This window comes from Pseudomonas sp. JV241A (assembly GCF_900275665.1).
Taxonomy (GTDB): Bacteria; Pseudomonadota; Gammaproteobacteria; order Pseudomonadales; family Pseudomonadaceae; genus Aquipseudomonas; species Aquipseudomonas wadenswilerensis.
The window spans coordinates 57,574-83,617 of the sequence record NZ_OPYO01000029.1 but is presented as its reverse complement, the minus strand read 5'-3'; the positions used below and the strand labels follow the sequence as shown (position 1 = coordinate 83,617).

The 26,044-nt window shown below is 61.3% G+C and carries 26 protein-coding genes and 2 tRNA genes; 13 read left to right on the top strand and 15 right to left on the bottom strand.

Annotated elements, in window-relative coordinates; translation table 11 throughout:
• The first annotated feature begins 1 nt into the window (after position 1).
• The 3 genes from JV241A_RS18805 to recX all read left to right on the top strand — a co-directional run bounded on the left by JV241A_RS18805 (position 2) and on the right by recX (position 2,131).
• Positions 2-484, top strand: a complete 483-nt coding sequence (locus JV241A_RS18805; RefSeq protein ID WP_115088335.1) for a nicotinamide-nucleotide amidohydrolase family protein — start codon at positions 2-4, stop codon at positions 482-484.
• 103 nt (positions 485-587) lie between these two features.
• A complete protein-coding gene (gene recA / locus JV241A_RS18800; protein ID WP_115088334.1) occupies positions 588-1,655 on the top strand; it encodes a recombinase RecA in 1,068 nt (355 codons plus the stop codon).
• An 8-nt stretch (positions 1,656-1,663) separates the two neighbouring features.
• Entirely contained in the window at positions 1,664-2,131 is a 468-nt protein-coding gene (gene recX, locus JV241A_RS18795; RefSeq protein ID WP_038996683.1) for a recombination regulator RecX, read from the top strand.
• A 4-nt stretch (positions 2,132-2,135) separates the two neighbouring features.
• Here the strand turns inward: recX and JV241A_RS18790 are convergent, their stop codons facing one another.
• Complete coding sequence (locus tag JV241A_RS18790) at positions 2,136-3,254, bottom strand: LOG family protein (RefSeq protein WP_115088333.1); 1,119 nt, start codon at positions 3,252-3,254, stop codon at positions 2,136-2,138.
• A gap of 395 nt (positions 3,255-3,649) precedes the next feature.
• Between JV241A_RS18790 and JV241A_RS18785 the strand changes: the two genes are divergently transcribed.
• Entirely contained in the window at positions 3,650-3,850 is a 201-nt protein-coding gene (locus tag JV241A_RS18785; RefSeq protein WP_115088332.1) for a hypothetical protein, read from the top strand.
• A gap of 5 nt (positions 3,851-3,855) precedes the next feature.
• Here JV241A_RS18785 and JV241A_RS18780 read toward each other — a convergent pair whose 3' ends face one another.
• Positions 3,856-4,272 (bottom strand): quorum-sensing-regulated virulence factor family protein, encoded by a 417-nt coding sequence (locus JV241A_RS18780; RefSeq protein ID WP_115088331.1) that lies wholly within the window; start codon positions 4,270-4,272, stop codon positions 3,856-3,858.
• A gap of 236 nt (positions 4,273-4,508) precedes the next feature.
• Here JV241A_RS18780 and JV241A_RS18775 point away from each other — a divergent pair, with 236 nt between their 5' ends.
• The 3 genes from JV241A_RS18775 to JV241A_RS18765 all read left to right on the top strand — a co-directional run bounded on the left by JV241A_RS18775 (position 4,509) and on the right by JV241A_RS18765 (position 6,571).
• Complete coding sequence (locus JV241A_RS18775) at positions 4,509-5,219, top strand: tRNA-uridine aminocarboxypropyltransferase (protein WP_115088330.1); 711 nt, start codon at positions 4,509-4,511, stop codon at positions 5,217-5,219.
• Positions 5,220-5,479: 260 nt separating this feature from the next.
• Positions 5,480-6,130 (top strand): response regulator transcription factor ErdR, encoded by a 651-nt coding sequence (erdR, locus tag JV241A_RS18770; RefSeq protein WP_115088329.1) that lies wholly within the window; start codon positions 5,480-5,482, stop codon positions 6,128-6,130.
• 75 nt (positions 6,131-6,205) lie between these two features.
• Positions 6,206-6,571 carry a diacylglycerol kinase gene (locus tag JV241A_RS18765; RefSeq protein ID WP_115088328.1) on the top strand — a complete coding sequence of 122 codons (366 nt, stop codon included), beginning with the start codon at positions 6,206-6,208 and terminating at the stop codon, positions 6,569-6,571.
• On the opposite strand, the gene JV241A_RS18760 is transcribed toward JV241A_RS18765, so the two are convergent.
• Complete coding sequence (locus JV241A_RS18760) at positions 6,568-7,494, bottom strand: LysR family transcriptional regulator (RefSeq protein ID WP_010224761.1); 927 nt, start codon at positions 7,492-7,494, stop codon at positions 6,568-6,570. The genes JV241A_RS18765 and JV241A_RS18760 overlap by 4 nt on opposite strands.
• A gap of 119 nt (positions 7,495-7,613) precedes the next feature.
• On the opposite strand from JV241A_RS18760, the gene fpr reads away from it, so the two are divergent.
• Positions 7,614-8,393, top strand: a complete 780-nt coding sequence (fpr, locus tag JV241A_RS18755; RefSeq protein ID WP_003222277.1) for a ferredoxin-NADP reductase — start codon at positions 7,614-7,616, stop codon at positions 8,391-8,393.
• Between the two features lie 49 nt (positions 8,394-8,442).
• Here fpr and tsaA read toward each other — a convergent pair whose 3' ends face one another.
• From tsaA to rimO, 5 genes are all read right to left on the bottom strand, one after another.
• On the bottom strand, positions 8,443-9,138 hold the full coding sequence (gene tsaA, locus JV241A_RS18750) for a tRNA (N6-threonylcarbamoyladenosine(37)-N6)-methyltransferase TrmO (RefSeq protein WP_134063966.1): 696 nt from the start codon (positions 9,136-9,138) through the stop codon (positions 8,443-8,445).
• A 7-nt stretch (positions 9,139-9,145) separates the two neighbouring features.
• Entirely contained in the window at positions 9,146-9,607 is a 462-nt protein-coding gene (locus tag JV241A_RS18745; RefSeq protein WP_115088326.1) for a DUF1456 family protein, read from the bottom strand.
• Between the two features lie 49 nt (positions 9,608-9,656).
• Positions 9,657-10,367, bottom strand: a complete 711-nt coding sequence (locus JV241A_RS18740; protein ID WP_115088325.1) for an rRNA pseudouridine synthase — start codon at positions 10,365-10,367, stop codon at positions 9,657-9,659.
• Positions 10,368-10,497: 130 nt separating this feature from the next.
• Positions 10,498-10,968 carry a GNAT family N-acetyltransferase gene (locus JV241A_RS18735; protein WP_134063964.1) on the bottom strand — a complete coding sequence of 157 codons (471 nt, stop codon included), beginning with the start codon at positions 10,966-10,968 and terminating at the stop codon, positions 10,498-10,500.
• Positions 10,969-11,058: 90 nt separating this feature from the next.
• Positions 11,059-12,396, bottom strand: a complete 1,338-nt coding sequence (gene rimO / locus JV241A_RS18730) for a 30S ribosomal protein S12 methylthiotransferase RimO (RefSeq protein ID WP_115088323.1) — start codon at positions 12,394-12,396, stop codon at positions 11,059-11,061.
• Between the two features lie 268 nt (positions 12,397-12,664).
• Here rimO and JV241A_RS18725 point away from each other — a divergent pair, with 268 nt between their 5' ends.
• Positions 12,665-14,563 carry a potassium transporter Kup gene (locus JV241A_RS18725; RefSeq protein ID WP_115088321.1) on the top strand — a complete coding sequence of 633 codons (1,899 nt, stop codon included), beginning with the start codon at positions 12,665-12,667 and terminating at the stop codon, positions 14,561-14,563.
• 105 nt (positions 14,564-14,668) lie between these two features.
• Here the strand turns inward: JV241A_RS18725 and JV241A_RS18720 are convergent, their stop codons facing one another.
• From JV241A_RS18720 to JV241A_RS18705, 4 genes are all read right to left on the bottom strand, one after another.
• Entirely contained in the window at positions 14,669-15,964 is a 1,296-nt protein-coding gene (locus tag JV241A_RS18720; protein WP_134063962.1) for an AcvB/VirJ family lysyl-phosphatidylglycerol hydrolase, read from the bottom strand.
• A complete protein-coding gene (gene mprF, locus JV241A_RS18715; protein WP_134063960.1) occupies positions 15,964-18,606 on the bottom strand; it encodes a bifunctional lysylphosphatidylglycerol flippase/synthetase MprF in 2,643 nt (880 codons plus the stop codon). Before mprF ends, JV241A_RS18720 begins: the two co-directional genes overlap by 1 nt.
• A gap of 224 nt (positions 18,607-18,830) precedes the next feature.
• Positions 18,831-18,907 (bottom strand) — tRNA-Met (locus tag JV241A_RS18710).
• Positions 18,908-19,038: 131 nt separating this feature from the next.
• A tRNA-Met gene (locus tag JV241A_RS18705) sits at positions 19,039-19,115 on the bottom strand.
• A 218-nt stretch (positions 19,116-19,333) separates the two neighbouring features.
• Between JV241A_RS18705 and dinB the strand changes: the two genes are divergently transcribed.
• Positions 19,334-20,398: a DNA polymerase IV gene (dinB, locus tag JV241A_RS18700; RefSeq protein WP_115088318.1), complete on the top strand. Its 1,065-nt coding sequence runs from the start codon at positions 19,334-19,336 to the stop codon at positions 20,396-20,398.
• Positions 20,399-20,443: 45 nt separating this feature from the next.
• Here dinB and JV241A_RS18695 read toward each other — a convergent pair whose 3' ends face one another.
• From JV241A_RS18695 to JV241A_RS18685, 3 genes are all read right to left on the bottom strand, one after another.
• Positions 20,444-21,397: a hypothetical protein gene (locus JV241A_RS18695; protein WP_115088317.1), complete on the bottom strand. Its 954-nt coding sequence runs from the start codon at positions 21,395-21,397 to the stop codon at positions 20,444-20,446.
• 18 nt (positions 21,398-21,415) lie between these two features.
• On the bottom strand, positions 21,416-23,131 hold the full coding sequence (locus JV241A_RS18690; protein WP_115088316.1) for a proline--tRNA ligase: 1,716 nt from the start codon (positions 23,129-23,131) through the stop codon (positions 21,416-21,418).
• Between the two features lie 170 nt (positions 23,132-23,301).
• On the bottom strand, positions 23,302-24,582 hold the full coding sequence (locus JV241A_RS18685) for an OprD family porin (RefSeq protein ID WP_115088315.1): 1,281 nt from the start codon (positions 24,580-24,582) through the stop codon (positions 23,302-23,304).
• A gap of 295 nt (positions 24,583-24,877) precedes the next feature.
• Here JV241A_RS18685 and JV241A_RS18680 point away from each other — a divergent pair, with 295 nt between their 5' ends.
• The 3 genes from JV241A_RS18680 (at position 24,878) to JV241A_RS18670 (ending at position 26,026) form a co-directional block, all read left to right on the top strand.
• Positions 24,878-25,135: a hypothetical protein gene (locus JV241A_RS18680; RefSeq protein WP_134063958.1), complete on the top strand. Its 258-nt coding sequence runs from the start codon at positions 24,878-24,880 to the stop codon at positions 25,133-25,135.
• A gap of 255 nt (positions 25,136-25,390) precedes the next feature.
• Positions 25,391-25,816, top strand: coding sequence for an HIT domain-containing protein (locus JV241A_RS18675; protein ID WP_115088314.1), 426 nt, complete (start codon positions 25,391-25,393; stop codon positions 25,814-25,816).
• Positions 25,817-25,819: 3 nt separating this feature from the next.
• On the top strand, positions 25,820-26,026 hold the full coding sequence (locus JV241A_RS18670; RefSeq protein WP_038996659.1) for a SlyX family protein: 207 nt from the start codon (positions 25,820-25,822) through the stop codon (positions 26,024-26,026).
• Positions 26,027-26,044: the final 18 nt, after the last annotated feature.

Here is a 26,044-nt window from a genome sequence, read left to right as displayed (position 1 = left end):
CATGGACCCGATCACTGCACTGTCCGCCCGCCTGGGGGAACATCTGCGCCGCTTCAATGCCCAGGTGACTACGGCCGAATCCTGCACCGGTGGTGGCATTGCCGAGGCCATTACCCGCATTCCGGGCAGCTCGGCCTGGTTCGAGGCCGGTTACGTGACTTATTCCAACAGCCAGAAGACCCGCCAGCTGGCGGTGCCCGAGGCGCTGTTCGCTCAAGTAGGGGCGGTCAGCCAGGAAGTGGTCGAGGCCATGGTCCGTGGCGCCCAGGCCGCCAGTGGCGCGCGTTTTGCCGTGGCGGTCAGCGGCGTGGCCGGGCCTGATGGCGGCTCGCCGACGAAACCGGTGGGTACGGTATGGCTGGCCTGGGCCGATGGCAGCGATGTCAGCAGCGAGCGCAGGCACTTCGACGGCGACCGTGACGCGGTTCGCCGACAAACGGTAATCGCCGCGCTAGAGGGCTTGTTACAGCTTGGTGCAGAGTAAATCGCACATCGGGGGTAGGCGGGAAGAAAACCCTGTGGAATAATACTGGCTACTTATACAGGTGTTCTGGCCGTCAGGCCCTATCGATTACGTGAGGACTTCAATGGACGACAACAAGAAGCGCGCCTTGGCTGCGGCCCTGGGGCAAATCGAGCGTCAATTCGGTAAAGGCGCGGTCATGCGCATGGGCGATCACGAGCGCCAGGCGATTCCGGCCATTTCCACCGGCTCCCTGGGCCTGGACATTGCCCTGGGCATTGGCGGTCTGCCAAAAGGTCGTATCGTCGAAATCTACGGCCCTGAGTCGTCCGGTAAAACCACCCTGACCCTGTCGGTGATTGCCCAGGCACAGAAAGCTGGCGCTACCTGTGCCTTCGTCGACGCCGAGCACGCCCTGGACCCGGAATACGCCGGCAAGCTGGGCGTCAACGTCGACGACCTGCTGGTCTCGCAGCCGGACACCGGCGAACAGGCCCTGGAAATCACCGACATGCTGGTGCGCTCCAACGCTGTTGACGTGATCATCGTCGACTCCGTGGCAGCCCTGGTACCCAAGGCCGAGATCGAAGGCGAAATGGGCGACATGCACGTGGGCCTGCAGGCTCGTCTGATGTCCCAGGCGCTGCGTAAAATCACCGGTAACATCAAGAATGCCAACTGCCTGGTGATCTTCATCAACCAGATCCGCATGAAAATCGGCGTGATGTTCGGCAGCCCGGAAACCACCACCGGTGGTAACGCGCTGAAGTTCTATGCTTCGGTCCGTCTCGACATCCGCCGTACCGGCGCGGTGAAGGAAGGCGACGAAGTGGTCGGCAGCGAAACCCGGGTCAAAATCGTCAAGAACAAGGTGGCACCGCCATTCCGTCAGGCTGAGTTCCAGATCCTCTACGGCAAGGGCATCTACCGCAACGGCGAAATCATCGACCTCGGCGTGCTGCACGGCTTCCTGGAAAAAGCCGGTGCCTGGTACAGCTACCAGGGCAGCAAGATCGGTCAGGGCAAGGCCAACTCGGCCAAGTTCCTCCAGGAGAACCCGGAAATCGCCGCGACTCTCGAGAAGCAGATCCGCGACAAGCTGCTGAATGCCGGTGCCGTTGAAGCGGCTGGCAAAGCTGCTGCGGTTACTGCTGAGCCTGAAGACGATGTGGCCGAAGCTGACGCCTACTGATCGCCCCCATGTCCGCCGTACTCGATACCCCCGTCGCCGTAAGGCGGACAGCCATGGACCTGCTCGCACGTCGCGAGCACGGTCGAGTCGAGCTGACGCGCAAGTTGCGTCAGCGCGGCGCTCCCCCCGAATTGATTGATCAGGAGCTCGACCGTCTGACGGAAGAGGGCCTGCTCAGTGAAGCCCGTTACCTGGAAAGCTTCATCAGCTACCGTTCACGCTCGGGCTATGGCCCTGCGCGTATTCGTGAAGAGCTGGGCCAGCGCGGGCTGCACCGTGGTGATATCGACCAGGCCCTGCGTGAATGCGGGGTGGACTGGTCGGCCCGGTTACTGGATGTCTGGCAGCGCAAGTTTGCCGGCCAGTTACCTGTCGATCCGCGCAGCCGCGCACAGCAAACCCGTTTTCTGGTTTACCGTGGCTTCTCCATGGAGTCGGTCGGCCGCCTGTTGAGCGGCCGAGGGCTGGACGACTGACGGCTCAGGTGACTTTCAGCGCTTCACGTGCCCGTTGGGTGGTGTGCATGGGCTCCGGCTTGGCCCAGTTTTCCGACAGGTTGATGAAGTCCACCAGTTCGCGCAGGCGTCCCTGATCGCGCCCGTTAAAGGCAAAGGCCAGGCGTGTCAAATGACTGAAGCGGGCTTCGTCATGCTGCTCGCCTCCGTAGGCGTGCTGATGAAAGTTGCCGCTCAGGCGCAAATCGGCAAACCCTTCCTGCAAATCAAACAATGCCGCTTCACTGAGCGGATGCTGCATGCGGATCACAAACTGGTTCTTCAGCCAGCGGCTGGAGTGGTAGTTACTGTAGAACTGGTTGATTTCTTCCACCGCTTCGTCGGCGGTGTACACCAGGCGCAGCAGTTTCATGTCGCTGGGCAGGATGTAGCGGTTCTCTTCCAGTTGGCGGGTGATGAAATTCAGGGCTTCCTGCCAGAAGGTGCCGCCTGGCGAATCCAGCAGCACCACCGGCACCAGCGGACTTTTGCCGGTCTGGATCAGGGTCAGTACTTCCAGGGCTTCATCCAGGGTACCGAACCCGCCTGGGCACAGGACCAGGGCGTCGGCCTCCTTGACGAAGAACAGCTTGCGAATGAAGAAGAAATGAAACGGCAGCAACTTGTCGGTGCCGTCCACCGTGGCGTTGGCATGTTGCTCGAAGGGTAGGGTGATGTTGAAGCCCAGGCTGTGTTCCACCCCTGCGCCTTCATGGGCGGCGGCCATGATGCCGCCACCGGCGCCGGTAATCACCATCAGGTCGGAGCGTGCCAGGGTTGCGCCAAGTTCTCGGGCCAGGGCATACATCGGGTGTTCAATGGGCGTTCGAGCCGAGCCAAACACCGTGACCTTGCGGCGCCCCTTGTACTGTTCAAGGGTGCGAAAAGCGTGATCAAGCTCGCGCAGGGCTTGCAGGGTGATCTTGGCGTTCCAGCGGTTGCGGTCGTCATGGGCCATGCGCAGGACGGTCAGCATCATGTCGCGGTACAGCGGCAGGTTGGGGCTGTTGGGCGCGACCAGGTTCAGTTGTTCTTCAATTTTGCTCAGGTCGATTCCGTTGTTCCTGAAGTGACTCGATAGCAGTTCGTTCGGTTGGTAAGGCATTCAAACGTCTCCTTCTGCAGCAAAACCTCTGACCGGGTGGCAATGGGCTGCCCGGCCGCGACACTGCATGTGTCGCTGGCTGCCGTGGCTCGAGTGTGGCCCCCGAGCATTGCAGTAGACCTGCAAGGTCTCAGTGCAGTGGTAATGGGTCCATACAACTTATTGTTCTTCATGTCTTCAAGTGCAACGCATAGCAGCAATGGGCAACCCCCTTTGCTTGCCCGAAAAATACAGGGTGGTTGCTATCAATCTAGACCCTGGCGCGTGTTTATGCAGGATGATCCGCTCTGAACCGGGCATGAGCAGGGACCGCTCGTCAGCCAGGATCCAATCATTGCGTGGGTCTGGTTAACTGAAAGTCCAGAGCGACAGTCGCGGTGCAGGGAGGCTGCAGCATGCAACGGCTTAACCTAGAGCTCGACGAGCAGCTGTACCGGATGCTTGAGCGTGCGGCGCAGGCCAATAACCTGAGCCTTGAACAGGAGTGCCTGCGACGGCTGGGGGGAGGGGAGCGGCACTCGCGGTATATCCAGGCGCTGGTGGCCGAACTGCGCGCCGATGAAAAACAGCGGCGCGACAGGGAGCGAGTGGCCTAAAACAGTTACTTCTGGATTTTCAGGCCACAGCTGGCGGCATTGAATGCCTGTTCGCTAACCGGGCGGTTGGTTTTGTACTCGGTGAAGCGGTAGGTCAGCACCGCGCCTTTGGCGAGCAACTGGCGAAAGCCGGAGTTCTTGCACACGCTGTCACCCAACTGGCTGCGCACCCTGTTCGGGTCGGCCTGCATTTTTTGCGCATGGCTGGGGAGCACACTCAGGTGATTGATCAGCTGTTTGCCTTCGACGGTGTAGCCCTGGTCGAGGATGTCTTCGTTGATCGCCCGCGGCGTGCCCACGCTGCTCTGCTTGGCAACTTTTTGCAGCATCTGGCTCAGCTCGTATTCCTGCTTGGACGCAGCATTTGCCGCCAGTGGCAGGGCGAGCAACAGGCTCAAGGACGGGGCGATGAAACGCAGCATGAATCTCTCCTGGTTCAGTAACTGGCAATTGGACCAACAACGGCGCACGGTGTTCCGTCACGGGCGCAACGGCAATGCCAGCGGGTAGCGACAGGTTGAGGATTATAGGGAGTCGGCGCTAGAGCTGCACGGCAAATCCCGTCAACCAGTAGGCAGGCTCTGATAAACTGTGCGGGTTTCCTGTCTTGCCGAGTCCGAGCAGTGCCATCCCTTTCTTGCCCACGTTGTGCCCAGTCATGAGTCATGCCGTATCGCGCCTGCGCGCCGAGCGCCTGGCGCGCAGTGTCAAACCCTTCGTTGCCCGCGGCTCCCGGGCGCCGCGCTGTCCTCAATGCCGGGTGATTTTCAGCTATTGCCTGTGTGCCTGGCGCCCGCAAGTGCCGGCCGATTCAGGCATGTGCCTGCTGATGCATGACACCGAGCCACTCAAACCGACCAATACCGGCTGGCTGATCGCCGACCTGATTGCCGACACCTCGGCATTCGGCTGGCAGCGTACGGCCGTCGACGAGTCCTTGCTGGCCTTGCTCGAGCAGCCGCACTGGCAGCCTTACATTGTCTTCCCCGGCGAGTTTGTCGAGCCTGGGCGGGTGGTCAACGAGGTGGCGCGCGTACCGGGCAAGCGTCCGCTGTTCATCCTGCTGGACGCCACCTGGACCGAAGCCCGCAAGATGTTTCGCAAGAGCCCGTACCTGAACCGTTTTCCGGTACTGAGCCTGCAACCGGAGCAGATTTCGCGCTATCGCCTGCGCCGCTCCAAGCGTGACGATCACTTTTGCACCGCCGAAGTGGCGGCCATGTGCCTGGAACTGGCGGGTGATCAACGCGCTGCCGAGGCGCTGGACGCCTACCTGGACGTGTTCACCACCCATTACCTGAGTGCCAAGCATCAATTGCCGCTGGATGAACAGGACACCGTGCACCAGCGTTTGCATACCTTCCTATAGTACAAGGGGCAGGCGCGGCACTTTGCGGCATAATGCTCGGATTGGTGGCCAGGGGGGCGAGCAGGGGCGGGTATTGAACTTGACCACCCGATCCAGGCTCGGCATCCTTGGCGCCGATTCGGGCACGACGAAGGCTTGAAACGCTGTTTTTCCTGGCCTCGATGTGCCTTTTGGGCTTACGGCGTTGCCGTAGCCTCGAGTTGCCCGCCAGGCGCCTATTCTTCCTTCCTGCGCCTGCACAGAACAGGATCATTAGATCGATGGCCACATACGAAATCCTGATTGCCGACGACCACCCGCTGTTTCGCAGTGCGTTGCGCCAGGCCGTCACCCTGGGCCTGGGCCCGGATGTACGTCTGGTTGAAGTGGCAAGCATCGCCGAACTGGAAACCCGCCTGACTGAAAAGTCCGACTGGGACCTGGTGCTGCTGGACCTGAACATGCCTGGAGCCTACGGGTTCTCTGGGCTGGTCCTGTTGCGCGGGCAGTATCCGCAGATTCCGGTGGTGATGGTCTCGGCGCAGGAAGAAGCCGCAGTCGTGGTCAAGTCGCGTGAATTCGGCGCCAGTGGTTTCATCCCCAAATCGAGCCCGCTGGAAGTGATTCAGGACGCCGTGCAGAAGGTCCTCGATGGCGAGGTCTGGTGGCCGCCGCAGGCCTTCGAGAAAGTCGACGTGTCCGCCGAGGCCAAGGCCGCCAGTGAAGGCCTTGCGAGCCTGACGCCGCAACAGTTCCGGGTGCTGACCATGGTCTGTGAGGGCTTGCTGAACAAGCAGATCGCTTACGAGCTTAACGTGTCGGAAGCGACTATCAAGGCCCATGTCACGGCGATCTTCCGCAAGCTCGGCGTTCGTACCCGTACCCAGGCCGCCTTGCTGCTGCAACAACTGGAATCGGTTTCAGCCAGTTAAGGCCATTGGCCTTCACGCTTTTTTAACCCGATCTACACTAGGCTGCAGCGCTTTCAGTGGAATAAGTGATCTTCTATGTCGTCGCCTTTCAAGGGCCAGACCGGCCTTAAACGTATTTTCAATGCCGCGGGCTATTCGTTTGACGGCCTGCGCGCCGCTTTCACTGGCGAGGCTGCGTTCCGGCAGCTGGTGCTGCTCAACGTCTTGCTGATCCCGGTGGCGTTCTGGCTGGATGTCAGCCGCGCCGAGCGGGCGATCCTGATCGCGGTGTGCTTGCTGGGCCTGATTGTCGAACTGCTGAATTCGGCGGTGGAGGCAGCGATCGATCGTATTTCCCTCGATCGCCACCCGTTGTCGAAAAATGCCAAGGACATGGGCAGTGCTGCCCAGTTCGTCGCCCTGAGCATGGTCGGCCTGGTCTGGGCGGTGATCCTGCTTTAAGCAATGGTCGGCAGGACGATCTCGTCGCTGCGGCTGACGCCTGCGGTAAAGCTTCTGCACAGTTCAAGAAACTCGCGCATGGCGGAAGTCTGGTACTTCTGCTTGTGCCAGATGAAGAAGAACTGCCGGGCCAGGTCCAGTTCGGGGGTTTCCACCGGCACCAGGCTGCCGCGACGAAATGCGTCGCGCAGGGCCAGGCGCGAGATGCAGCCAATGCCCAGGCCCGACTCGACCGCCCGTTTGATCGCCTCGGTGTGTTCCAGCTCCAGGCGGATGTTGAGGTTCGAGCGGTGGTGACGCATGGCCTGATCAAAGGTCAGGCGCGTGCCGGAGCCTTGTTCGCGCAGGATCCAGGCCTCGTGGGTCAACTCTTCCATGCTTGCCTGGCCGCGTTTGGCCAGCGGGTGCTGGGGTGCGCAGAACACCACCAGTTCATCTTCGACCCAGGGCTGGACTTCCAGATCCGGATGGTTGCAGTCGCCTTCGATTAGACCCAGATCAATTTCGTAATGGGCAACCTGTTGCACGATATGCGCAGTGTTCTGTACATGCAGCTTGACCTGGCTTTCCGGGTGAATCTGCATGAAGCTGCCGATCAACAGGGTGGCCAGGTAATTGCCGATGGTCAGGGTCGCGCCCACCGCCAGCGAGCCGAAACCCGACTTGCCGTTGAGCAGGTCCTCGATTTCCTTGGCCTGGTCGAGCAGGGCCACCGCCTGGGGCAGCAGTTGATGGCCCAAGGCGTTGAGGCTCAGGCGTTTACCGGCGCGGTCGAACAGCTGGCAGCTGGACTGGCGCTCAAGTTCAGTGATCGATGTACTGGCGGCCGACTGCGATAACGCCAGTATCCCAGCGGCCCGCGAGACGCTTTGGTACTGGGCCACGGCAACGAACACCTGGAGCTGACGAAGGGTAAATCGCATATCTATATAACCGATAAGACATATCTTGATAATTCATTTAACAGATATTGTCGCTGGCACTAAACTATTGCGCAATCGCGCTCTCGCTTAGCGCCGCGTTTTTCTTCAGGAGCCCGTACATGAGCAACATGAACCACGAACGTGTCCTCAGTGTTCACCACTGGAACGACACCCTGTTCAGCTTCAAGTGCACCCGCGACCCGGGCCTGCGCTTCGAGAACGGTCAGTTCGTGATGATCGGCCTGCAACAGCCAAATGGCCGCCCGCTCATGCGCGCCTACTCGATTGCCAGCCCGAACTGGGAAGAGCATCTGGAGTTCTTCAGCATCAAGGTGCCGGACGGCCCGCTGACCTCCCAGCTGCAGCACCTGAAGGAAGGCGATGAGATCATCATCAGCAAGAAGCCTACCGGTACCTTGGTACTCGACGACCTGAACCCGGGCAAGCACCTGTACCTGCTCAGCACCGGCACTGGCCTGGCGCCGTTCATGAGCGTCATCCAGGACCCGGAAACCTACGAGCGTTTCGAGAAAGTGATCCTGGTCCACGGCGTACGCTACGTCAACGAAGTCGCCTACCGCGAATTCATCACCGAGCACCTGCCGCAGAACGAATTCTTCGGCGAGGCGCTGCGTGACAAGCTGATCTACTACCCGACCGTAACCCGCGAGCCGTTCGAAAACCAGGGCCGCCTGACCGACCTGATGCGCAGTGGCAAGCTGTTCAGCGACATCGGCCTGCCACCGATCAACCCGCAGGACGACCGTGCGATGATCTGCGGTAGCCCGAGCATGCTCGACGAGACCAGCGAAGTGCTCGACAGCTTCGGCCTGAAGATCTCGGCGCGTATGCGCGAGCCGGGTGATTACCTGATCGAGCGTGCATTCGTCGAGAAGTAAGCGGCGCTGAAAACAAAAAAAGCAGGCTTCGGCCTGCTTTTTTTGTGCCCTACTGGTCCATCACCACTTCCAGCAGCCGGATCTGATCCGGCTGCGGGTAGTGCCAGCGCACCTGTACATCCCAGAACTTGACCCCGTACACGCGCTCGGGTGGCGGTACCTGGTAGGCCGGGCGCGGGTCCTGGGCCAGGCATTGTTCAATCAGCTCCACCAGTGGCTCGGCGAGGCGCAGGGCGTGCTCGCGTGCCTGGCACAGGGCAGTATCGCTCCAGCTCACCGCAATCGGCGCAGGCGGCGCATCAGCCATGCGGTTGACCGCTCCGGCCACCGAATCGGCGTAGGGCACGTAGGGTTTGATATCGAGCACCGGCGTGCCATCGAGCAGGTCGATACCAGACAACCACAAGCGACCGGCCTCGACCTTCTCCAGCCTGACCACCGACTGACCAATACCGTTGGGCCGGTGGGTAGCCCGGGTGGCGAACACGCCCATGGACTTGTTGCCGCCCAGCCGTGGCGGGCGCACCTTCAGCCGTGGCTTGTCTTCCAGGGCCTGGTGGAACAGGAACAGCAGCCAGACATGGCTGACCTGCTCCAGCCCGGCCACGGCCTCGCCGTTGTCGTAGGGCGGCAGCAACTCCAATACCCCACGGGCAGCCGGTGCCAGTTGTGGCTGGCGCGGAATGGCGAACTTTTCCTTGAAGCAGGAGCGAACGTGGCCGATTGGAGCAACGCTGTAGTTCATCGGGGAATCAGCCACGAACCCGCAGGGTCAGGCCCTTGAGGAAGTTGCGCAGCAACTGGTCGCCGCATGGGCGGTAGTTGTTATGGCCGACTTTGCGGAACAGGGCGCTGAGCTCCGGTTTCGATACAGGGAAGTCGGCGGCCTTGAGGATCGCATGCAGGTCGTCTTCCTTCAGCTCGAAAGCCACGCGCAGCTTCTTCATGACGATGTTGTTAGTCACCGGCAGTTCGATGGGCAGTGGCGGGCGGCTGTCGTCCTTGCCGCGCTTGAAGATCACCAGGCCGTCGAGAAAGTAAGCGATGACTTCGTCCGGGCAGCGCACGAAGCCTTCTTCGTCTTCCTTCTTGAGGTAGGAGGCGATGTCGGCGAGGGACACCTCGAAGCCGGTCAGCTTGATGATATCGGTGAGCTTGGCGTCGTTGACGTCCAGCAGGTAGCGCAGGCTGCGCAGTACATCGTTGTGAATCATGGGGACAATCCTGTTCAGGGGCGCCGTCTGGGTGACGGCGCCGTGTTGCTTAGAATCTTTCGCTGGTTGCCAGGTAGCGCCACTGGCCCAGTGGCAGCTTGCTCATGGCGACCCCGCCCAGGCGAATCCGGCGCATGCTCACCGGCGTGACCCCAACACTGCTGCAGAGCAGGTTGATGAGCCCGGCTGGCGGGTTTTTCAGGACCATGCGCAGGCGCGTTTCGTTCTGCCAGCTGGCCTTGATCTTCGGCAGTTCGTTGCCTTTCCAGTTGAAGCCACGGTTCAGGCGCTCCAGGCCGTGGGCAATCATTTCGCCGCTGACTTCGACGATGTATTCCTGTTCGAGCTTGGCCAGGTCGGCATCAAGCTTGCGGGTCACGCGCCAGTCCTGGGTGAACACCTGCAGGCCGCTGGCACCTTGCTGCAAGGGGGCGGCGCAGCTCAGGCGGGCGAAGTGGCCCTTGAGCGGGCGACGGCTGTAGCTGTGCTCTTGCGAGAGGCTATCGGCGCTGATACTGGCACAGGCGCTGTCGAGGTCGAGCTCGGCGGGCTGGTTGAGCAGCAGGGTGACCGGCTCCAGGGCTTCGGCCTTGGCGCCCTGGCGCAATTCGACCTTGTGCTCGGTGACCTTGAACTGCGGCTCGTCGATCACGGTGCCGTTCACCGTGACCCAGCCGCCCTCGATGTACAGCTCGGCCTCCCGTCGGGAGCAACCGACCAGTTCGATAAGGCGTTTGGAAAGGCGAATGGGTTCAGACATGACGACAGCCGTAGACACAGGGAAAGGTGCCCATTGTAACTGCCCCGGCGGGGTTGGGGCCGGGAACATTCGTTGATCCGGCCATTAATCTGCAGTTTCGTCATTTTTCAGAGAGGGATTACACAGACCTTCAGCCGGTGCGGGCAGACTGCGTACGAATCAGCCTCATGTGAAGTAGGGGATAGGGCTGGCCCATGCCGTCCGTTTCTGAGCGGCCCACCACCTCGAAGCCCTGGCGCAGGTAGAAGCCCAGGGCCTGGGCGTTCTGCTCGTTGACGTCCAGTTGCTCGGCGTGCAGTTCATCGATGGCCACCCGCAGCAGTCGCGAGCCCAGGCCCTGGCCGCGCATCTCGGGGTCGATGAAGAGCATCTCCACGCGCCCGCCGGCGACCCCGGCAAAGCCATGGACACGCTGCCTGGCATCTTTACAGCAGATCAGCATCACCGCGTCCAGGTACTGGCTGAGCAGCAGCTCGCGCAGCAGGCAGATGTAACTGTCGGGGAGAAAGTCATGGGTGGCACGCACGGACGCTTCCCACACCCGCGCCAGCTCCGGGTAGTCGCGCAGACCAGGGGTCTGCACGGTCATATGCCTGCGCATTGCGGTGGTCTCCTCGGGGCAACTGAAGAAACCATAGTTGCAAAAAAAAGCCCCGCCATTGCTGGCAGGGCTTTTTTTATCGGCGCCGAATCAGATCGGTTCGGCCCACATGTCGTACTCGTCGGCGTCGGTCACCCGGCAGCGTACCGTGTCGCCCGGCTTGAAGCCGTGGTTGCCGTCGATGAACACGTTGCCGTCGATTTCCGGGGCATCGAAGAAGCTGCGGCCAACCGAGCCTTCTTCTTCAACTTCATCGATCAGCACGTCGATTTCCTTGCCAATGCGCAGTTGCAGTCGCGCGGTGCTGATGGCCTGCTGGTGGGCCATGAAGCGGTCCCAGCGCTCCTGCTTGATGTCGTCCGGGACTTCATCCAGGCCCAGGTCGTTGGCCGGGGCGCCTTCAACTGGCGAGTACTGGAAGCAGCCGACGCGATCAAGTTGGGCTTCGGTCAGCCAGTCGAGCAGATACTGGAAGTCTTCTTCGGTTTCACCCGGGAAGCCGACGATGAAAGTCGAACGGATGACCAGCTCAGGGCACTGCTCGCGCCAGTTCTTGATGCGCGCCAGAGTGCGGTCTTCGAAGGCCGGACGCTTCATCGACTTGAGCACTTTGGGGCTTGCGTGCTGGAACGGGATGTCCAGGTACGGCAGGATCTTGCCGGCAGCCATCAGCGGGATCACGTCGTCGACGTTCGGGTACGGGTACACATAGTGCAGGCGCACCCAGGCGCCCAGGCTGCTCAGCGCTTCGCACAGCTCGAGCATGCGCGTCTTGACCGGACGGCCGTTCCAGAAGTCGGTCTTGTACTTGACGTCGACGCCGTAGGCGCTGGTGTCCTGGGAGATCACCAGGATTTCCTTGACCCCGGCCTTGACCAGGCGCTCGGCCTCGCTCAGCACTTCGCCGACCGGGCGGCTGACCAGCTTGCCGCGCATCGAGGGGATGATGCAGAAGCTGCAGCTGTGGTTGCAGCCTTCGGAAATCTTCAGGTAAGCGTAGTGGCGCGGGGTCAGCTTGACGCCCTGTGGTGGCACCAGGTCGATCAGCGGGTTGTGGTCCTGGCGCGGCGGCACGACTTCATGCACGGCATTGACCACTTGCTCGTACTGCTGCGGACCGGTCACCGAGAGCACGCTCGGGTGCACGTCACGGATGCTGCCTTCCTCGACACCCATGCAGCCGGTGACGATGACCTTGCCGTTTTCCTTGATGGCTTCGCCAATCACTTCCAGGGATTCGGCCTTGGCGCTGTCGATGAAGCCGCAGGTGTTGACCACCACCACGTCGGCGTCCTGGTAGGTGGGCACGACTTCATAGCCTTCCATGCGCAGCTGGGTCAGGATGCGCTCGGAATCGACCAGGGCCTTGGGGCAACCCAGGGAAACGAAGCCGACCTTGGGCGTGGTGGGCGTAGGGGTGGTGGACATGACTAACCTCGGTGTTGAAGGGCTTGCCTGGCCGGACAGGCGGGCAAACCTGATGGGCGCTTTGGGCGCCTCTGATCAAAAAGTGCGCAATTCTAGCGAGCGCAAAGTCACTTGACCAGCAGAAATACGACGAACGCTCAGCTATGCTTCGCGGCGATATGCCTGCGTTTGCATCGGGCCCTGACAGTGCCGGCGGCGCGATAGCAGAAATCATAGCGTCTGGCGCGAATCTTACCGGCCTCAAGGGTCTTGGTTGCGGGAGTGGTGGATGGTTCAGGCAAGCAGTCAGACCGATAGCGGGCATTCGTCGGCAAAGCCGCTGAGCCTGTTGGTGGCAGCCGTAGGGGTGGTGTACGGCGATATCGGCACCAGCCCCCTGTATACCCTCAAGGAAGTTTTTTCCGGCGGTTATGGCGTGCCGGTCAACCATGACGGCGTGCTGGGCATCCTGGCGTTGATCCTCTGGTCGCTGATCTGGGTGGTGTCGGTCAAGTACGTGCTGTTCATCCTGCGCGCCGACAACCAGGGTGAAGGTGGCATCATGGCCCTTACCGCCCTGGCCCGGCGGGCCTCGGCGCCCTACCCGAAACTCAAGGTGCTGATGGTCGGCTGTGGGCTGATCGGCGCGGCGCTGTTCTACGGCGACAGCATGATCACTCCGGCGATTTCGGTACTGTCGGCGGTGGAGGGCCTGGAACTGGCCTTCGACGGCATCGATCACTGGGTCATTCCGGTGGCGTTGATCGTGCTGGTGGCGTTGTTCCTGATCCAGAAGCACGGTACGGCGCGCATCGGCATCCTCTTCGGGCCGGTGATGGTCACCTGGTTCGTGGTGCTCGGCGCCTTGGGTGTGCATGGCATCATCCAGAGCCCTGAGGTGCTCAAGGCTTTCAACCCGGTCTGGGCGGTGCGCTTCTTTATCGTCCACCCAGGCATGGGCGTGGCGATTCTCGGCGCCGTGGTGCTGGCACTGACTGGCGCCGAAGCACTGTACGCCGACATGGGCCACTTCGGCCGTAAACCCATTGCCCGCGCCTGGTTCGCCCTGGTGCTGCCGGCGCTGGTGCTCAACTACTTCGGCCAGGGTGCCTTGCTGCTACAGAACCCGGAGGCGGCGCGCAACCCGTTCTACTTGCTGGCGCCGAACTGGGCGCTGATACCGTTGGTCGGTTTGTCCACCCTGGCCACGGTGATCGCCTCCCAGGCGGTGATTTCCGGGGCCTTCTCCCTGACCCGCCAGGCGATCCAGCTTGGCTATGTGCCGCGCATGCAGATCCAGCACACCTCCAGTGACGAGCAGGGGCAAATCTACATCGGGGCAGTGAACTGGTCGCTGATGATCGGGGTGATTCTTCTGGTGCTTGGGTTCGAATCCTCCGGGGCGCTGGCCTCGGCCTACGGCGTGGCGGTGACCGGGACCATGTTGATGACCACCTTGCTGGTGTCCACGGTGATGTTGCTGCTGTGGAAGTGGCCGCCGCTGCTGGCGGTACCGATCCTGTTGGGCTTTCTCTTTGTCGATGGCCTGTTCTTCGCCGCCAACGTGCCGAAAGTGGTGCAGGGCGGGGCCTTTCCGGTGCTGGCGGGGATTGTCCTGTTCGTCCTGATGACCACCTGGAAGCGCGGCAAGCAGATCCTGGTCGAGCGCCTGGACGAAGGCAGCCTGCCGTTGCCGCTGTTCATCGGCAGCATTCGCGTGCAGCCGCCGCATCGGGTCGAGGGAACTGCGGTGTTCCTCACTGCGCGCCCGGATGCGGTGCCACATGCCTTGCTGCACAACATGCTGCACAACCAGGTGCTGCATTCGCAGGTGGTGCTGCTGACCGTGGTCAGTGAGGATACGCCGCGGGTACCGGCGCAGGAACGCTTTGAAGTCGAGGCATATGGCGAGGGTTTCTACCGGGTGCTGTTGCACTTTGGCTTCATGGACGAGCCGGATGTGCCAGCGGCGTTGAAGCTCTGCCATCTTGAGGGGTTGGATTTCAGCCCGATGCGTACCACCTACTTCCTCAGCCGCGAGACGGTGATTGCGTCGCGGCTGGTGGGCATGGCGCGTTGGCGGGGGCTGTTGTTTGCCTTTTTGCTGAAGAATGCCAACGGCAATCTGAGGTTCTTCAATTTGCCGTTGAACCGGGTGATCGAGCTGGGTACACAGGTAGAGATATAGGTAGCTGCAAGCTACAAGCCTCAAGCTGCAAGCAAGAGCCGTGCGCGATTGGCTCTAGCTTGCAGCTTGAGGCTGACAGCTTGCAGCTGCGCGCCGGGGCGCGCTTCAATCCTGCTCGGCGACGCGGGTCTTGCCCTGGCGGTTCTCGATGTCGCCAATCAAGCGCTTGGCCAGCGCCGGGTAGTTCTCGTCGAAGTGATGCCCGCCGGGTAGCTTCAGGCGCTCGCCGACGGCAGTGTGGTCGGTACAGCCGCTCTCGTCTGCCTCTTCCTCGCCATACACACAGACCACCTTGGCGGCTGGCAGCCTGGCCATTTCCGGGCCGGTCGGCGCTTCTTTACCGGCATTGCCCAGCCAGCCCTCGACCTCGATCTCGAAGCTGCCACTGCGGGCAAAGGCCAGCAGGATCACTGCATCGATGCGCTTCTGGTCTTCGGCCGGCAAGCGGTTGTAGATCGCCGGCAGCACGTCGGCGCCGAATGAGTAGCCTGTCAGCACGAAGCGTTTGGTCCCCCATTTCTGCCGGTAGTGCTGCATCAGTTCCGAAAGGTCGATAGCGCTCTGTTCCGGGCTCTTGTGCTGCCAGTAGTAACGCAGGGTGTCGATGCCGACCACCGGGTAGCCGAGCTTGGCCATCTCACCGGCCACGTCGCGGTCCAGGTCACGCCAGCCGCCATCGCCGGAGAGGAACAGGGTCACGGTATCGGTGGTTTGCCCGGCCGGCACCTCGACCACCGGGATGCTCATGGCGTTGCCATCGTCGCCGACCAGCGCCTGGGTCAACTGGGCCTTGAGCACCTGCGGCAGGTGGATGTCGTAGTCGCTGATGCTGGTCTCGGCATTCGGCTGATCACGCACGAAGGCCGCGCTGGCGTCATCCGGGTTGTCGTTCCAGGCCACGCTCCAGTGGCCGTGGGCGGCAGACTTGGGCAGTGGCGTGGCGCAGCCGGGTTGCTCCAGATTGAAGTCCACCGAGATTGCCTGGGCCTTGTCATCGCTTTGGCTGGCCAGCCAGCTCCAGGCCTGGGCCGCGCCTGGGCCGATACCGGCAACCAGCGTCGGAGCGCCCTTGAGTTGTTGCAGGGCCTGCTGCATGGCCTGTTGCTGCTTGCTGCAATCGGCGGGTGGGAGGATCAGCTGGACCAGCTGCGCTTCGCCGCTCTGGCTCAGGTCAAGCAGTTGTTTCTCGCTCAGGGCCTGGTCCTGGGGCACGGCGATGGCGACTCGCGCCTTGGCACGGGTACCTGGGTTGACCCGGATCAGGCTGCTGCCATCAGTCAGGCTCAGGTGCTCCAGGGTCGCCTCGGGTGCCGGGCGGGTCCATAGCCAGAAGCCAAGGGCTGTGGCCAGCAGGGCCAGCAGCAAGGGGATCAGTACATACAGCCAGTAGCGTCGAATCATCAGCGTTTCACCAATCCAGTCAGGCCGCCTGCGATCAGGGCGGCAGTGTCAGCCAGTGCCACCAGTGGATCGAGTCCGGCCGGCACGGCCATGTAGCGGGGTTCCCAGTCCGGCTGGAACTTGTCCTTGAAGCGACGCAGGCCCTGGAAGTTGTAAAGCTGCTCGCCGCGCTGGAACACCATCGAGCCCAGGCGCTGGGTCAGTGGCGCGCCGCGACGTGGTTGCAGGCCGGAAAGCGGCACCATGCCGAGGCTGAAGCGCCCATAGCCGTGCTGCTTATAGTGTTGGATCAGGCCGATCATCATGAATTCCATGGTCAACTTCGGCGCTTCGGGGTGGGCGCGCATCAGGTCGAGGCTGGCCAGTTCCAGGCTGCGGGTCTCCAGCAGGTTGGCAAAGGCCACCGGGCGGCCCTCGAAGCGGATCAGGGCAATCCGGAAGTGCTGCAGGTACTCTGGGCTGAAGCGACCGAGGGAGAAGCCTTTCTCGCGCACGTTCTTGCCGCTGAGCCAGGCATCGGAAATGAGTTTGAGCTCATCCATCGGCGCCTGGCCTGGCTCGTGCACCTCAAGGCTGAGCCCGTCGCGGCCACCGCGGTTCCAGGTGTAGCGCAGGTCTTTCATTTCCTTGCCCTTGGCTTCGAGGTCAAAGCGCTTGAGATCGACCCGGGCTTCTTCGCCCAGTTTGATCGCGGTCAGGCCGATGTCCATATAGAAGGGCAGGTTCTCGGCCCGGACCTGGTAGAACACCGGGCGGGCGTGATGTACGTCGCACAGGTCGCGGAACTGCCAGATCATTTCTGCACGCTCGTGGGCCGGCCCGATGGGGTCGTATAGCGCCACCAGGCTGCGCCCGCGCCGGGCGTACATAAGGAAGGCATCGTCGTTGGGGTGGAACAGCAGCGCCTTGTCGCCGGTCAGTGCCAGGCCGCCGTCGGGTTGGTCGGAGGCCTGCAGGATAGTGCTGGCCCGTTGCAGTTCTTCGGCCGACGGTAAGTGGATCACCGGACGTGCGGTGCGCAGCAACCAGGTCAGGGCGACGATCACCAGCAATACCGCGCTGCCCAGGGCCGAGCGCAAACCGCGCGGGGCATCGGCGTCGAGGGTGAACTGCCACCACAGCTGATGGCTGTAGGGCACGTCCTGGTACGCGAACAGCAGCAGCCACACCGACGCACCCAGGACGCAGGCGCTGGCCGCCAGGTAGACCGGCGAGAACGGTAGCTCGAGCAAGCGGCTGGGTCGGTAGAAAGAGCGCCGGAAGACGGCCAGCAGGCACGCGGTCAAGGTCAGGATGCTGGCCTCTTCCCAGTCAAAGCCTTTGAGCAGCGAGAGCAGGGCGCCGACCAGTAGCAGGATGGTGGTCAGGATCCAGGCGGCCGACAGGCGCCGCCGCAGGCCCTGGGCCAGCAGCAGGCACAGCACGCCAATCAGGCTGGCGCCGAAGTGCGAGGCGTCGATCAGTCGGTGCGGTACGAGAAAGCCCAGGTGTTCCAGGCGTCCGTCGATTTCCGGGGTGGCGCCAGAAAACAGCAGCACCACGCCGGACAAAAATACCAGTACCGCCAGCACCGGTGCCGCCAGCCCGGAAGCAGCCCTGATCGCCTGTTGGGCAAACAACAGGCGCCGGGCTTCGCTGGCGAGCAGCAGAATGCAGGCCAGCAGCAGCGGCAACACCACATAGATCAAGCGATAGAGTAGCAGTGCGGCGGCCAGTGGCGCAGCGCCGAGCTTGTCGGCAAAGGCCGCCAGCAGGATCGCTTCGAACACCCCGACACCGCCGGGCACATGGCTGAGTACCCCGGCTGCCAGCGCCAGCAGGTAGACCAGCAGGAAGGCACCAAACGGCGGTGCTTGCGGCAGCAGCAGGTAAAGCACGGTGGCGGCAGCGGCAACGTCCAGGGCGGTAATGAACAGTTGTAGTAGGGTCAGGCGCGTGCCTGGCAAGCGCAGGGTGCGCCGGCCTGCCTGCACCAGCAGATTGTCCGCCAGTGGTTGTTCGGGCAGCCGTCGGCGATAAAGTCCGTAGACCAGCGCCGCACTCAAGCCAAGCACGGCCAGGGCAATCGTAGCCAGCAGCGCAGGCGAGAGGTGCAAGGCTGAAGCGGCAGCCGGCAGGTTGCTCAAGGTCGCCAGGGCCGCGAGAGGCGGTAGGGCACAACCGAGGGAAAGGCTGGCGAACAGGGTCATCCGGGCGACTTCGGCGGCGCCTATGCCGTGACGGGCGTATAGGCGATAGCGCACGGAACCACCAGACAGTAGCGACAGGCCGATAGCGTTGCCGATGGCAAAGGCGCTGAAGCCGCCCATCACCAGAGTACGCGGCGGTAACTGGACGCCGGCGTAACGGCTGGCTGACCACTCGTAACCAAGCAGGATGACGAAGCCGACGACCGTGGCCATGACCGCACCCATCAGCGAAGTCGGGGGCACGCTGAGCAGTGAGTCATGCAGGGCATAGATGTCCAGCTCGCTGAGCAGATGGCGGCAGGCGATCAACGCCACGGCAAACAGCAACAAGGTCACGCCCAGGCCGATCGGCTGGCGGTATTTGCTCAGCCGTTCGAGCCAGCGCAGGCGATGCTCGGCATTGGGCAGTGCGGCAGTAACAGGAGCTTGTGTTTCGGGCGTCTGGGCGCGCATCAACCACCTCGTGGCTTGCGCGCGGCAGGAAGGTTGTATCCGGTCAAAGTACCAATCCCTTTGGAAGCGTAATGTCCGATATGATCGGGCCGCTGAGTGCCTTGAGGATAGTTAAAGAAGTTTCATATTGCCCCGGGTGGGAAGGGGGCAGGCGAGGAGGGCGAATGGTCGAACGAGCAGATGCAAAAAAGGCCACTTTTTTCAAAGTGGCCTTTTCTGTTGTTTGGTTGCGGGAGCCGGATTTGAACCGACGACCTTCGGGTTATGAGCCCGACGAGCTACCAGACTGCTCCATCCCGCGTCTGTGGGGCGGATTCTACAGCGTTGAGCTTGGCTGTCAACGCTTAATTGTTGATTTACAATAAAAAATTACCTGGCACTTTATTCCGGGCAAAGAAAAAGGCCACTCGTGAGAGTGGCCTTTCCTGAATCTGGTTGCGGGAGCCGGATTTGAACCGACGACCTTCGGGTTATGAGCCCGACGAGCTACCAGGCTGCTCCATCCCGCGCCTGTGGAATGAGATTCTACAGTTTTGCCCGGAGCTGTCAATAGCCTGTTTACAGAAATCCTTTCTCCTTCAATCGCTTAGCGCACCTGAAAAGGGCTGCAGGGCAGCAAGGGCGGGCCTCGCAGGGGATCCGGGGGTGAATGAATTAGTTGTGATGCGTGGGGCGCTATCGGGTGAGATACTGCTTACATCACTTTAAACCTGTTCTTACGCTCCCTATGTCTCAACGCAAGATCATCCATATCGACTGCGATTGTTTCTACGCCGCCATCGAAATGCGCGACGATCCGCGCCTGGTCGGACGGCCACTGGCGGTGGGCGGCTCGGCGGAGCGGCGTGGGGTGATCGCTACCTGCAACTATGAGGCGCGGGCGTTCGGGGTGCGCTCGGCGATGTCCTCGCGTCATGCCCTCAAGCTGTGCCCGGACCTGTTGATCGTCAAACCGCGCATGGATGCCTATAAAGAAGCCTCGCGGGAAATTCACGGGATCTTTCGCGAGTACACCGATCTGATCGAGCCACTGTCGCTGGATGAGGCTTACCTGGATGTGTCGGACAGTTCCTGGTTCGCCGGCAGCGCCACGCGGATTGCTGCAGATATTCGCCGGCGGGTTGCCCAACAGCTGCATATCACCGTGTCGGCCGGTGTCGCGCCGAACAAGTTCCTGGCCAAGATCGCCAGTGACTGGCGCAAGCCCAATGGCCTGTTTGTGGTTACCCCGAATGAAGTCGAAGACTTCGTTGCCGCTTTGCCGGTCAGCAAGCTGCACGGGGTAGGCAAGGTCACCGCCGACAAGATGGGGCGCCTGGGCATTATCAATTGCCTGGAACTGCGCGACTGGAGCCGCCTGGCCCTGGCCCGTGAGTTCGGTAGCTTTGGCGAGCGGCTGTGGGGGCTGGCGCGGGGCATCGATGACCGTCCGGTACAGAATGACAGCCGTCGTCAGTCGGTCAGCGTGGAAAATACCTACGACACCGATCTACCGGACCTGGCCAGTTGCCTGGAAAAACTCCCAGAGCTGATGGAAACCCTGGCCGGGCGCATGGCACGTATCGACGACAGTTATCGCCCGGGCAAGCCGTTCGTCAAAGTGAAGTTCCATGATTTCAGCCAGACCACCCTTGAGCAGTCGGGGGCGGGGCGTGACCTTGGTGGCTATCAGCAATTGCTCAGCCAGGCCTTTGCCCGTGGTGGCAAGCCGGTGAGACTGTTGGGGATCGGCGTGCGCTTGCAGGATTTGCGCGGTGCCCATGAGCAGCTGGAGCTGTTCACTCAGGAGTGAGGAGGGCAGCGCCAGCAGGCTGGCGCTATCCGGGTGTAGCGAAGGTCAGTGCGCGCCGGGGTCGGCAACCAGGCGGCCAGCGTCCTTGGTCAGTGACTTGAGGAACTCCTGTTGCAGCTCCGGATCGTTGCGGGTCAGCTCAATCAGGCTCTGCTCCAGTTCACTGGCTTCTTCTTCCAGGCCCAGCTCCGACAGGCGCTTGACCCGATGCACCCACTGGCTGACTTCATCGTCTTCCAGGTCGTCAAAAATCAGTTCGTGGGCTTCCACCAGTTTGCCGCGCAGGCTGGCGCTGATCAGCAGGCTGGCATCGCCACGCACGTTGTTGTCTTCATCGACTACCTGCAGATGCAGGGTGCCGATGTGGGTCAGGTTCTGCTCGCTGAACGGGCTGTCGAGCAGGTTCAGGTGCAGCACGCCATTTCGGTCGGTGGTCAGCTCATGGTCCATCTTGCCGGCCTTGACCGATACCGGCCGCTCGCTCCAGGGCACACTGGTGTATTCCTGTCGCTTGTCCTTTTGCACTTCGGTGATGCCCGCCAGGTTCTGCTGGGCACGGCCGTTGGACTGGGCGTTCATGAACGGGTTGAGGCCGTCGAAGCCATAGCTCAACCAGTCGTGGGTAACGCTGTCGGGCAAGTTGCCCAGGGCAAAGACGTTGACCACGTTGGCGCCGACACCGGCCACCACCGCCACCGCGCCCAGCGGAATCTCATAGACTTCGCGCCAGGGCTGGTAAGGCGTGTAGCGATCATAACGACGGGTGACTTCAAACTCGGTGACTTCGAAGTTCTTCTGTTCGTGGATGCGCACACGCCGTTGCGGCAGCTCGAGTACCTTGGGGTCCCCGGCATCGATCTGCAGGCTGTGTTCGAGCAGCTTGCGCTCGATGCGTTCCTCATGTTCGCTGCGCTGTGACATCTGGTTGGCGCAACCGCTGAGGAACAGGGCGCCGCACAGTGCGGCGCCCCCCAGGTTGATGGTACTTCGCTTGAACATGATTACTCTTGCGTTGGCTTAGCGACGAATGCGGGCTTGCAGGAACGACAGCACCTCGGCCACTGGCAGCGGCTGTGCGTCACGCTCGGTGCGGTGCTTGTATTCCAGGTTGCCGTCGGCCAGGCCGCGATCGCTGACCACGATGCGGTGTGGAATGCCGATCAGTTCCATGTCGGCGAACTTGATCCCCGGGCTGGTTTTCTTGTCGCGGTCATCCAGCAGCACTTCGAAACCGGCGGCGGTCAGTTCGGCATACAGCTTGTCGGTGGCTTCGCGAACCTGCTCGGTTTCGTAGCGCAGCGGTACCAGGGCGATCTGGAACGGTGCCAGGGTATCGCTCCAGATAATGCCGTTGTCGTCGTAGTTCTGCTCAATGGCCGCGGCAACTACGCGCGATACGCCAATACCGTAGCAACCCATGCTCAGGGTCACCGGCTTGCCGTTCTCTCCCAGGACCTGGCACTTGAGGGCTTCGCTGTACTTGGTGCCGAGCTGGAAGATGTGCCCGACTTCAATACCGCGCTTGATCACCAGGGTGCCCTGGCCATCCGGGCTCGGGTCGCCTGCAACGACGTTACGCAGGTCGGCCACTTGCGGAACCGGCAGGTCGCGCTCCCAGTTGACGCCGAAGTAGTGCTTGTCGTCGATGTTGGCGCCGATGCCGAAATCGCTCATCAGGGCGACCGAACGGTCGATGATGCACGGCAGCGGCAGGTTCAGCGGGCCAAGGGAGCCGGCGCCGGCGCCAATGGCGTTGCGCAGTTCTTCATCGGTGGCCATGACCAGCGGGCTGGCAACCTCTGGCAGGTTGGCGGCCTTGATTTCGTTCAGTTCGTGGTCGCCACGGACGATCAGGGCAATCAGCTTGCCCTCTTCGGCGGCGTGGACGATCAGGGTCTTGACGGTCTTTTCGATCGCCAGGCCATAGTTCTCGACCAGTTGGGTGATGGTCTTGGCGTCCGGGGTGTCGACCAGGCGCAGCTCTTCGGTCGGCGCCAGGCGCGCGGTTTCCCGCGGGATGGCCTCGGCCTTCTCGATGTTGGCGGCGTAGTCGGAGCTGTCGCTGAAGATCACATCGTCTTCACCGGACTCGGCCAGCACGTGGAATTCGTGGGAGTAGCTGCCACCGATCGAGCCGGTGTCGGCCTGCACCGGGCGGAAGTCCAGGCCCAGGCGGGTAAAGATGTTGCTGTAGGCCAGGTGCATGCGATCGTAGGTTTCCTGCAGGGAAGCCGGATCGGCATGGAAGGAGTAGGCGTCCTTCATGATGAACTCGCGACCACGCATCAGGCCGAAGCGCGGACGGATCTCGTCACGGAACTTGGTCTGGATCTGGTACATGTTCAGCGGCAGCTGTTTATAGCTGTTGAGCTCGTTACGGGCCAGGTCGGTGATGACCTCTTCGTGGGTCGGGCCCACGCAGAACTCGCGACCGTGACGGTCCTTGAGGCGCAGCAGCTCGGGGCCGTACTGTTCCCAGCGGCCGGACTCCTGCCACAGCTCGGCAGGCTGGATGGCCGGCATCAGCACTTCAAGGGCGCCAGCGGCGTTCATTTCCTCGCGGACCACGGCTTCGACCTTGCGCATTACCCGCAGGCCCATCGGCAGCCAGGTATACAGGCCGGATGCGAGCTTGCGGATCATGCCGGCACGCAGCATCAGCTGGTGGCTGATGACGACCGCGTCGGAAGGGGTTTCTTTCTGGGTAGCGAGCAAATATTGACTGGTGCGCATGGTAGGCCGTTGTCGGTTGCTTAAGACTTTAAATGACCCCGCATTGTACGGGGGCGATTCGGTGGCGTACAGGATGCCGGAGCACGAAGGCGTTGTCAGCCCGAATTCAGACAAGAAAAAGCCCGGCAGTGCCGGGCTCTTTCGTACTGGGAATACTGAAAGCCCGAGGCTTACAGGATGCTCAGCGGGTACTCGACGATCAGACGCAGTTCGTCGATGGAGTCCGAACCGTAGTAAACGCCATCGCTGGAGCGATAAGTCGCTTGACGAATGCGGAAGCTCAGGTCTTTGGCCGGGCCTTCCTGCAGGACGTACTTGGCCTCGATGTCGCGTTCCCATTCCTTGCCGTTGTCGGTGGAGGCAACATTGGCGCCGGTACCTTTGACATAACGGGTCATGAAGCTCAGGCCTGGTACGCCGAAGGTGGCCATGTTCAGGTCGTAGCGAGCTTGCCAGGACTTCTCGTCTTCAGCGTTGAAGTCGGAACGGGCGATGGAGTTGGCCAGGAAGATGGTGCCGCCACCGTCAACGCCGTAGCCGTAGTCGCCGTCACCGCTGACTTTCTGATAGGCCAGGGTGAAGGTGTGCGCGCCAATGTTGTAGGCGCCCGACAGGCTGTACGCACGGTTATCAAGTTTGTCGCCATCGTAGGCGGCATAGTTGGTCGTGCCGTCGCTCTTGGTGTCATAGATGTTGAAGTCGAACACCAGGCCCTGATCGTCGCTGATCGGCAGCGCCCAGTTGACGTTGGCGTAATATTTGCGCCAGTAGTCTTCGACCTTGGAGTAGTAGAGGCTGGTGCTCAGGGAGTCGGTAAAGGCATAAGTGCCGCCGACCACGTCGGCCTGGGTCAGGTGCAGGCTGTCGCGGTTGGTCTGTTCTTGCCCGGTGAGGCTGGTGAAGTGGCCAGCGTGCAGGGTCAGGCCCTTGATTTCGTTGCTGGTGATCAGGGTGCCTTGGGCCATCTCAGGCAGCAGGCGGCTGTCGTCAGTGGCGAAGACTGGCAATGCGGTGAATTGGTCACCAACTTTCAGGACTGTGTCGGAAATGCGGAACTTGACCGCGCCACCGCCCTTGGAATAGTCGTCTTGCGAACGACCGTCGGAGCCGGTTGGGAACAAGCCGGTGCCGGAGGTGCCTTTACCGCCGTCCAGCTTGAGGCCCAGCAGGCCGATGGCGTCAACGCCTACGCCTACGGTGCCTTGGGTAAAACCGGACTCGAAGGTGCCGATGAAACCCTGACCCCATTCGCGGGCATAGCTTTTGGTCTTGCCCAGCGGATTGTTTTCACGGTTACGGAAGTCGCGGCTGAAATAGAGGTTGCGAAGTTTGACGTTCAGCTTGCTGTCTTCAACAAAACCCTTGGACTCATCCTGAGAAGAGGCCACTGCCAATTGCGAGGTGCCGGCTGCAACAGCCAGGGCGATTATGCTCCACTTCATCACGCGCATCGTGATTTGCTCCTTTGGTTTTTAGGAAGAGTACTGCCGTCGCTGTTTGGTTTTTTTATACAGCGCGGCTCTTTCTTTTTGTGTCGGCGAAAATGTATATCACGCTGACCATCGTTGGCGATATGGGCGTTGAGAACCTTTCGGTAACTTTACGGTCATGTCGCTAACAGTTATGTCCTTGTCGCAAATCACGCCCCGGGTTTTCGCGGGCCGTACAACTCCAGCGCTGTTTCAAGTGGATTAAGGATAGGTAAAAATAATCTAGCCCCTGCCCCCGAAACTCCCTGGTTACCCCATGCGGCTGTTGTTATTTGTCGCCGCTCACCGCATCAATGCAGGTGGCGTGCCGACTGTGGCGGATGACAATGCAACAAGCGTGCACAAAATCGAACAGGGTTCACGAAATTTTCACTTTTCTGCGCTCAAGGGCGGTTTGGTGCCGATAAACCGGGGGTCAAAGAACCTTTGGTTAGCCGTCAGCGATCCCGCTGGAATAAGTATAAAAGTTGGCCGTAAAGTCAAAGCGTTACCGCTGAAGGCTAAAGCTGAGTAGTTTGTGGATGTTCGGTGGGCACAGACCGGACGGACGGCTTCATTTTGGTGCGAAAAGTAGCGTTTCACCGTTCGGGCGGCGTAACACCTGCTCGCCCAAGGACCTTTCGCGGCGAGGCGCGGGGGCAAAGTGGTGCATCTCTTCATTTTATAGGGTAGCAACCAATGCCCTTGAGGCTGAGGAGGAGTATCCTGCTGGCTGTGGCTCACGGTGGTTGCGTGGGCGAGGTTCTGTGCGGTTGTAGGAGATTTCGCTGTGTTTGTTCTGGATCAACGCCTTCAACAAGACACCTTGTGCCTGGGTGACTTTCCTCTTTGTCGTCTGTTGTTGAGCAAGGATGCCAACTATCCCTGGTTTATCCTGGTCCCGCGCCGTGCGGATATCAGCGAATTGTTTCAACTTGATGACAGTGATCAGCAGCAGCTCTGGAAAGAAACTACAGCCTTGGCTCAACTGCTCAAGGACAGCTTTGCTGCGGATAAAATGAATGTGGCGACCCTGGGCAATGTAGTTAGCCAGCTACATATGCACGTCATTGTTCGTCGTCGCACTGATCCGGCCTGGCCGGCGCCAGTATGGGGCAATAAACCTGCGATTGAATATTCGCCGCAACAGTTGGCGGATGTCCGTTTGCGTCTTGCCGAGATATTGGTTGACGACTTTCAGTTCATGGAGGCTTGAATCATGACCCTTGAAGCGCGAGTGACCGAGTTGGAAAGCCGGTTGGCCTTTCAGGACGATACCTTGCTGGCCTTGAACGATGTGCTGGTCGAGCAGCAGCGCGTTGTTGAGCGTCTGCAGTTGCAGATGGCCGCGCTACTAAAGCGCTACGAAGAGATGGTCGGTCAGTACGAAGCCAGCGAAGAAGAAGCACCGCCGCCGCATTACTGATTTCGGGGCGTAAAAAAA

Bases quoted from the DNA above. Each gene is read 5' to 3' on its own strand.
- JV241A_RS18680 (WP_134063958.1), top strand. From the start codon at position 24,878: ATGCGGCTGTTGTTATTTGTCGCCGCTCACCGCATCAATGCAGGTGGC.
- fpr (WP_003222277.1), top strand. From the start codon at position 7,614: ATGAGCAACATGAACCACGAACGTGTCCTCAGTGTTCACCACTGGAAC.
- JV241A_RS18790 (WP_115088333.1), bottom strand. From the start codon at position 3,254: ATGCCTTACCAACCGAACGAACTGCTATCGAGTCACTTCAGGAACAAC.
- JV241A_RS18805 (WP_115088335.1), top strand. From the start codon at position 2: ATGGACCCGATCACTGCACTGTCCGCCCGCCTGGGGGAACATCTGCGC.
- rimO (WP_115088323.1), bottom strand. From the start codon at position 12,396: ATGTCCACCACCCCTACGCCCACCACGCCCAAGGTCGGCTTCGTTTCC.
- mprF (WP_134063960.1), bottom strand. From the start codon at position 18,606: ATGCGCGCCCAGACGCCCGAAACACAAGCTCCTGTTACTGCCGCACTG.
- erdR (WP_115088329.1), top strand. From the start codon at position 5,480: ATGGCCACATACGAAATCCTGATTGCCGACGACCACCCGCTGTTTCGC.
- JV241A_RS18695 (WP_115088317.1), bottom strand. From the start codon at position 21,397: ATGTTCAAGCGAAGTACCATCAACCTGGGGGGCGCCGCACTGTGCGGC.
- JV241A_RS18725 (WP_115088321.1), top strand. From the start codon at position 12,665: ATGGTTCAGGCAAGCAGTCAGACCGATAGCGGGCATTCGTCGGCAAAG.
- JV241A_RS18720 (WP_134063962.1), bottom strand. From the start codon at position 15,964: ATGATTCGACGCTACTGGCTGTATGTACTGATCCCCTTGCTGCTGGCC.
- JV241A_RS18735 (WP_134063964.1), bottom strand. From the start codon at position 10,968: ATGCGCAGGCATATGACCGTGCAGACCCCTGGTCTGCGCGACTACCCG.
- JV241A_RS18780 (WP_115088331.1), bottom strand. From the start codon at position 4,272: ATGCTGCGTTTCATCGCCCCGTCCTTGAGCCTGTTGCTCGCCCTGCCA.
- JV241A_RS18740 (WP_115088325.1), bottom strand. From the start codon at position 10,367: ATGTCTGAACCCATTCGCCTTTCCAAACGCCTTATCGAACTGGTCGGT.
- recX (WP_038996683.1), top strand. From the start codon at position 1,664: ATGTCCGCCGTACTCGATACCCCCGTCGCCGTAAGGCGGACAGCCATG.
- JV241A_RS18745 (WP_115088326.1), bottom strand. From the start codon at position 9,607: ATGATTCACAACGATGTACTGCGCAGCCTGCGCTACCTGCTGGACGTC.
- JV241A_RS18785 (WP_115088332.1), top strand. From the start codon at position 3,650: ATGCAACGGCTTAACCTAGAGCTCGACGAGCAGCTGTACCGGATGCTT.
- JV241A_RS18670 (WP_038996659.1), top strand. From the start codon at position 25,820: ATGACCCTTGAAGCGCGAGTGACCGAGTTGGAAAGCCGGTTGGCCTTT.
- JV241A_RS18685 (WP_115088315.1), bottom strand. From the start codon at position 24,582: ATGCGCGTGATGAAGTGGAGCATAATCGCCCTGGCTGTTGCAGCCGGC.
- dinB (WP_115088318.1), top strand. From the start codon at position 19,334: ATGTCTCAACGCAAGATCATCCATATCGACTGCGATTGTTTCTACGCC.
- JV241A_RS18690 (WP_115088316.1), bottom strand. From the start codon at position 23,131: ATGCGCACCAGTCAATATTTGCTCGCTACCCAGAAAGAAACCCCTTCC.
- JV241A_RS18775 (WP_115088330.1), top strand. From the start codon at position 4,509: ATGAGTCATGCCGTATCGCGCCTGCGCGCCGAGCGCCTGGCGCGCAGT.
- JV241A_RS18760 (WP_010224761.1), bottom strand. From the start codon at position 7,494: ATGCGATTTACCCTTCGTCAGCTCCAGGTGTTCGTTGCCGTGGCCCAG.
- recA (WP_115088334.1), top strand. From the start codon at position 588: ATGGACGACAACAAGAAGCGCGCCTTGGCTGCGGCCCTGGGGCAAATC.
- tsaA (WP_134063966.1), bottom strand. From the start codon at position 9,138: ATGAACTACAGCGTTGCTCCAATCGGCCACGTTCGCTCCTGCTTCAAG.
- JV241A_RS18765 (WP_115088328.1), top strand. From the start codon at position 6,206: ATGTCGTCGCCTTTCAAGGGCCAGACCGGCCTTAAACGTATTTTCAAT.